The 6,747-nt window shown below is 71.2% G+C and carries 6 protein-coding genes; 1 reads left to right on the top strand and 5 read right to left on the bottom strand.

What is annotated here, in order from left to right; genetic code table 11:
- The 5 genes from RWP81_RS12865 to RWP81_RS12845 all read right to left on the bottom strand — a co-directional run.
- A partial coding sequence (locus RWP81_RS12865) for a hypothetical protein (protein WP_314456699.1) occupies positions 1–457 on the bottom strand: 457 nt, incomplete at its 3' end.
- A complete protein-coding gene (locus RWP81_RS12860) occupies positions 454–801 on the bottom strand; it encodes a DUF6507 family protein (RefSeq protein ID WP_314456697.1) in 348 nt (115 codons plus the stop codon). The genes RWP81_RS12865 and RWP81_RS12860, both read right to left, overlap by 4 nt.
- A 96-nt stretch (positions 802–897) precedes the next feature.
- On the bottom strand, positions 898–2,679 hold the full coding sequence (locus tag RWP81_RS12855) for a gamma-glutamyltransferase (protein WP_314456695.1): 1,782 nt from the start codon (positions 2,677–2,679) through the stop codon (positions 898–900).
- Positions 2,676–4,112, bottom strand: coding sequence for an aminopeptidase P family protein (locus tag RWP81_RS12850; RefSeq protein ID WP_314456693.1), 1,437 nt, complete (start codon positions 4,110–4,112; stop codon positions 2,676–2,678). Before RWP81_RS12850 ends, RWP81_RS12855 begins: the two co-directional genes overlap by 4 nt.
- 250 nt (positions 4,113–4,362) lie before the next feature.
- Positions 4,363–5,394, bottom strand: coding sequence for an endonuclease/exonuclease/phosphatase family protein (locus tag RWP81_RS12845; RefSeq protein ID WP_314456691.1), 1,032 nt, complete (start codon positions 5,392–5,394; stop codon positions 4,363–4,365).
- A gap of 118 nt (positions 5,395–5,512) precedes the next feature.
- On the opposite strand from RWP81_RS12845, the gene RWP81_RS12840 reads away from it, so the two are divergent.
- Positions 5,513–6,373, top strand: a complete 861-nt coding sequence (locus RWP81_RS12840) for a PHP domain-containing protein (protein WP_314456689.1) — start codon at positions 5,513–5,515, stop codon at positions 6,371–6,373.
- Positions 6,374–6,747 lie beyond the last annotated feature (374 nt).

The following is a 6,747-nucleotide window of genomic DNA, read 5'->3' as shown; positions in this document are numbered from 1 at the left end:
CCGCGGCATCCCATCCGTCGAAGAGGGCGGCGCATCGTCGGCGGAAGGCGGCTTCGCGGTCGGCCTGCGCGGCGTCGTGAAGGCGCCGGCCGAGGTCGTCGGCCGGCTCGGGGAACGCCAGGGCTTCCGTCGCCGAGAGGTCGTGGAGCTCATCGACCAGGGCGTCGCGTCGGCGATTCACGGCCTCGAGGTCGTCGGCGAGCGTTTCGAGCGCCGACCGCGCGCGGCGCAGGCCCGTATCGATCTCGGCGGCGGCGGGATCAAGCAGACGCAGACTCTGCCGCAGCTCGGGGGCTTCGGGGGAGCGGTACACGCTCGAGAGCAGCCCCCACGTTAAGAGGATGCGATCAGCCGAGGGTTTCGTGGCGGATCCCGCGGCCTCAACGGACGCGGCGAGTCGACGCAGTTCTTCGGGATCGACTGGGCAGACGGGGATGTCGTCGACCGATGGGATCATCGACGCACCCGCCCGAACCGCGCCGAATCGAAGAGAGCCGAATCGGCGCCGGCACGCGTCGTCGGCGCGGCCATGTCATCGTCAGCCTCGACGTAGGCAAGGACGACCGATCGGAGAACCGAAAGGGCCGACCGGCCTCGCGAGACGATGCCGCGCGCCAACTGGACACGGGTGCGGGCGACCTCGTCAAACGCCACACGCACGGACGGAAGCCCCGCGAGCGCGTCTGTCAGCGCATCGACGGCGTCGCTCAGCGCGTTCGATTGGTCGAGGGCGTCGTCGAGGGCGAGACGCACGCGGTCGGCGATGCCGACGATCTCATCGGGCTGGACGGAAAACGACATGCCCGGATGCTAATGAAAGCGCCCTCGCGTCCGTTTCCCGCCTGTGGATAAAGGCATGGAATTCACCACTGCGGTAGCCCACGGGCGAACGCGGGGTCAGCGTCCGGCGGCGTATCCCTGCGCACCCCGGGGGTTGGCGGCGGCCCACAGGACACCGTTTACATCACGCCCGACCGCGGTCACACGCCCGAGCGACCAGTCGCCCATACGGCGCACCCGGTGACCGCGCGCTTCGAGGGCGCTGACCACTTCGTCGCCGAGGCGATCCTCGACCGTCGCGCCTGCCGGCATCCAGGTGCGCGGCCAGAACGAGTCGATGAGCGCGGTCGTATTGAGCGTCGGCGCGTCGATCGCCTGCTGGCCGGAGTACCCGCCGACCAGCAGACGCAGCAGGACAGGCAACTGCCATTGGTCCTGCTGGTCGCCGCCGGGTGAGCCCATCGCGATGACTTCGGCGCCCCGCGTCAGCAGGGTGGGTGTCAGTGTGGTTCGCGGTCGTCGGCCCGGTTCGAGGGATGCCGGGTGATCCGGCATGAGCCACGTCGCCTGTAGCCGTGTACCGAGGCAGAACCCCAGTGAGGGCACCGTCGGCGACGACTGCAGCCACCCGCCCGACGGGGTCGCCGACACGGCGTTGCCCCACCGGTCGATCACGTCGATGTGGCAGGTGTCTCCGCGCGTCTGCCCCGAACGGTCGACGGTCGGCTCGCCCGTCGACCCGTCGGCCCCGGCCGCGTCGGTCCGAAGCGGAGGGAGACGCGGCGGTCGTCCATTGGGCGATCCGGGGCGCAGGTCGGTCGAGGCCTCGGGACCTATGAGCGTCCGCCGCGCGGCGATGTAGTCGTCGTCGAGCAGGGCGTCGATGTCGACGGCTCCGTCGGTATCGCCGAACCACGCGTCGCGATCGGCGTACGCGAGCTTCTGGGCCTCGAGCAGCAGGTGCGCGCCGTCGACCGTCGCGGGGTCGAGGTGCGTGTCGTCGGCGTCGTCGATGAGGCGCAGCGTCTGCAGCAGGGCGGGGCCCTGCGACCACACGCCGGCCTTGTAGACGTCCCACCCGCGGAATCGCACGGTCACGGCGGGCTCGTACCCCGCACGCCACGAGGCGAGGTCGTCGGCGTCCAGGACGCCGGGATGATCGCGGCCGTCGGCGTGCCGGTGCGGACGGCGGATGAACGCCGCCGCCTCGGGCAGCACCTCGGTCATCCACCGCGATCGCGCCGCGTCGATGCGCGCCTTGCGGTCCGACGCGTCGGATCCGGCGGCGACGAGACCGTCGAGGACGTCGGCCCACGCCGGGTTCGTCAGGACCGTGTCGGGCGCGGGCGGCGAGCCTGTCGGCATCCACCGCTCCGCCGATGTCGGCCAGTGCGCGCTGAACAGGTCGGCGACCCGCGCGATCGTGGCCGCGGCCCCCGCGACGAGAGGGTGTCCGTCACGGGCATAGCCGATGGCATAGGCGATCGCGTCGGCGAGCTCCCACGTGCCGTGATCGCGCAGGAGCAGCAACCACGCATCGACGGCGCCCGGAACGGCGGCTGACAGGCCGCCCGCTCCGGGGACGAGGTCGAGACCGCGCGAGCGGAAGTGGTCGATGCTCGCGGCCGCGGGCGCCGGGCCCTGGCCCATCAGAACCTGGGGATGGTCTTCTCCTGCCGGCCGGATCAGGGCGACGAGATCGCCCCCCGGACCGTTCAGGTGCGGCTCGACGACGTGCAGCACGAACGCCCCGGCGACGGCGGCGTCAAACGCGTTCCCCCCACGCTCGAGGACCGCCTGGGCGGTCGCCGTGGCCGTCCAGTGCGTGGACGCCGACATGCCGAAGGTGCCCCGCAGGGTCGGACGTGTGGTGAAGGATGCCGGTGGCGTGAACGTCATCGCGAGAGCCGGGCGATCCACTCCTCGACCTCGTCGGCGGTGCGCGGGATCGCCGCCGACAGGTTGACCGGTCCGTCGGCGGTCATGACGATGTCGTCTTCGATGCGGGCGCCGATGCCGCGGTACTCCTCGGGAACGGTGAGATCGTCGATCTGGAAGTAGAGCCCCGGCTCGATCGTGAAGACCATGCCCGGCGCGAGCTGGCCGTCGTAGTACATGTCGCGACGCGCCTGGGCGCAGTCGTGCACGTCGATGCCGAGATGGTGGCTCGTTCCGTGCACCATGTAACGGCGGTGTTGGCCGCCGGTGTCGGCGTCCAGGGCCTCTTGGGCGGTCACGGGGAGCAGACCCCACTCGGCCACGCGCGCGGCGATGACCTCCATGGCGGCCTCGTGCAGGCGGCGGAACGGCACCCCCACCTTCGCGGCGGCGAACGACGCGTCGGCGGCTTCACGGACCGCCTCGTAGACACGGCGCTGGACGTCGGTGAACGTGCCCGACACCGGCAGCGTCCGGGTGATGTCGGCCGTGTACAGGCTGTCGACCTCGACACCGGCGTCGACGAGGATGAGGTCGCCGGGCCTGACCGCACCGTCGTTGCGCGTCCAGTGCAGGTAGCACGCGTGCGGGCCCGACGCAGCGATCGTGTCGTAGCCGACGCTGTTGCCGTCGGACCGGGCGCGCTGGTGGAACACGCCCTCGACGAGACGCTCTCCGCGGGGGTGCTCGATGATGCGGGGGAGCTCGGCGACGATGTCGTCGAAGCCGCGCCCGGTCACCTCGACGGCCAGGGCCATCTCGGCCAGTTCGTACTCGTCTTTCACCAGACGCAGCTCCGAGACGAACCGGGTGACCTCGTCGTCGTCGCCGACGGTCAGATCGTCGTCGCCGGGTTGGAAATCGGAGAGGTGTGCTGTGGCGATGGCGAGGTCGGCGGCGACGCCGTCGAGCGCGGGGCGGGGTCCGATCCAGAATTCGCCGACCGTGGCGTCGGAGTAGAACTCGGCGGTGGTGCGGTCCGCGCGCTCGCGGAAGTAGAGCACGGCCTCGTGTCCCTCGTCGCGCGGCTCGAAGACGAGCACGGCGTCGGGCTCGGCGTCACGGCCCCAGCCCGTCAGATGGGCGAAGGCGGAGTGGGCACGGAACGGATAGTCGGTGTCGTTGCTGCGCTGCTTCAGGCCCCCGGCGGGTACGACGACCCGTCGACCGGGAAACGCCTCCGACACGCGCGCGCGTCGACGCGCGGCCCACGCGGACTGCTCCCGCGGGTCGGGAAGAGCGTCGGGACGCTCCGCCCAGCCGGTCGAGATGGTCTCGAGGAAGCCGCGGGGGAACGGCGCCTTGCGATTGCTCGGAGCGTCCAGAGGCTTGGTGTCGTCGGCCTGGGGCTCGGCGGTCGGCGCGGTCGTGTCACTGGTGGAGGGGGCATCCATCGTTCCAGTCTCGCACCGGTTCGCGACGGACGCGCGGATGCCACGGGTCTCCGCGGTTCTCCCGCGCCTGGGGAGGAGCGGCATCCGGTCCCTTTTACGAGCCGGGCATCTGGGTCCTGGCATCCTGTCGCTCCGGCGGGCTCGACAACCTGGGTCCCGGCATCCTGGCGCACCGACGAGTTCGGGGAACGTGGTCCTGGCATCCGGCCCTGTGACGGGGAACGGGACGCGGCGCGCTTCGGGAACCCGCTCAGCCGGAGGTGCGCTCGAGCTGGACGACGATGGGGCGGTGGTCGCTGCCCGAGCCGTCGAGCGAGCGCATGACGACCGAGCCCGACACGGTCCAGTCGGGAGTCGCCATGACGTGGTCGATGGGGGCGCCCAGCATCGCGGGGGCGTCCGTCGGCCAGGTGCCCACGCCGCCGTTGCCGCTCTCGGATGCCGTGTCGTGACAACGCCCGAGCGTGCCCCCGTCGACGCCCATCCCCGTCATGTGGTCGAGGGTCGCATTGAAGTCGCCCGCGAGGATGACGTTGTCGCTCGCGCACTGGTCGGCGAGCCACTGCAGGTCGCTGCGCCACTGCGTCATGTAGTCCCGCCGCGGAGCGACGGCGTGGGCTGCGACGATGATCGGACCGTCGCCGGAAGTCGGCATGGCGACCGCGCTCGGCACGGTCGAGGTGTTGCTGGAGCCGTCGAGCGACGATTCGATGACGGAGTAATCGCCCAACTCGGGACGGATCAGAACGGTGGTCGAGGTGGCATCCCATCCGGTGATGCCGTATTCGCCGTACTCCGCGTGGTGCGCCCACATCGGTTGGCCCATGTCGCGCATCATCTCCGCCACCTGGGCGCCGGTGTCGATCGTCGTCTCGGGGAGGGTCACGACGTCGGCCTGCATCCCTACCGCGAACTGGGCGATGGACTCGGCAGAGGTGGCCGACCCGGCGGTGTTCCAGGTCATGACGCGCAGGCTGGTTTCCGTTTTGGCGGGGAGGTCTTCGGACCCGAGGCCGCGCTGGGCGAGGACTGCCGCATTGACGCCGCCGGACACGCCGAAGATCAGAGCGAGCACGAGGGCCAGCGCCCGCACCGGGCGGATGAGCGCGAACAGCAGCATGAGCAGCGTCGCGGCGATCATCGCGGCAGCCAGGGGAGCGCGGAACGAGATCACCTGCGCGATCGGGAAGACGCGTTCCACACCGAATGCGGAGGGCCACGTCAGCACCGCGGCGCCCGCCGCCACGACGAGCGCGACGAGGGAACCGAGCAGTCGACGCACGCACCCGACCTTAGGTCAGCCGTCTGGGAGATCGACCGACGTCGGCCGGATGCCGCCTGCGTGGTGAGGACGGGTGCGGCACCGTCCGGGCGGGGGAGCGGAGCGCTACGCTCGTTGGGTGCCGCACGCCCCTCGATTCACCGGACCGAGCGACTTGCACCTGCACTCGTCGCACTCCGACGGCACGGAACCGCCCGCTCAGGTCATGGCAGCAGCTCACCGGTACGGCGTTCGCACCGCCGCCCTCACCGACCACGACACCACGTCGGGATGGGCGGAGGCGGCGGAGGCGGCGACATCTCTCGGGATGACGTTCGTACCCGGTATGGAGCTGTCGTCGCGTCACCGCTGGCGCAGCGTCCACCTGCTCGCCTACCTCGTGGATCCCGACGACCCGGCGCTGCGGGCGATGACCGATCGCATCCGGTCGTCGCGCGTGGATCGTGCGCAGATCATGGCCGAGCGCATCTCGCGCGACTACGACATCGCGTGGAACGACATCGTCGCGCAGACCAGCGATGGGGCGACCGTCGGGCGTCCGCACATCGCCGATGCCCTCGTGGCTCGCGGGATCGTGGTCGATCGAACCGAGGCGTTCGCCGGCATCCTGCATCCCGCGGGCGACTATTACGTGGCGCTGTACGCCCCCGATCCCGTTGCCGCGGTGGAGCTCGTCGTCGGCGCGGGCGGTGTGCCGATCATCGCGCACCCGGCCGGGCGGGCTCTGCTGCCCGACGGTGTACTGCAGTCGATGCTCGACGCGGGGCTTGCGGGTTTCGAGCTCGCGCATCGCGAGAACCTGCCCGAGCCGACCGCGTTGCTGGCACGGCTCGCCGCGGAGCGCGATCTCATCGTGACCGGTTCGAGCGATTATCACGGCCTCGGCAAGCCCAACGTGCCGGGCGAGAACACCACCGCCGATGACATGGTCGCGCGCATCTTCGCCCTCGGCCGCGGGACGGCCCCGGTCTACCCCTGAGGCGGTGCGCTGCCGCGCGGGCGGCACGGGCGGCATCCGTCTTGTCTGTTGTGGGACGCGGTTCGCGGCACGGGGCTGCCGTCCGGCATTCGTCGAGAAACGGGGTTCGCGGGAAGAAACGCGTGGACGGAGCGTTTATGCGGGCGGATGCCGTTTCTCGCGGCGTGCGCTCGTGCCCCGGACACACTCGGCGGATGCCGCGGGCACGCGGGAGGCGTGCAGCACCGCCGGGAGGAACGGACACGGCGCCGACCCCCGGAGGGTTCAGCGCCGTGTCGAGGTCCGGTGCGTCAGGCGACGGGGGCCGTCGGGGTGCCGGAGCTACCGCCGCTGCGGCGGCGACGGCGACGACGCGGGGCCGCGTTGCCGTCGTG

This window comes from uncultured Microbacterium sp. (assembly GCF_963521695.1).
Lineage (GTDB): Bacteria > Actinomycetota > Actinomycetes > Actinomycetales > Microbacteriaceae > Microbacterium.
This window is presented reverse-complemented; position numbering and strand designations above follow the sequence as displayed.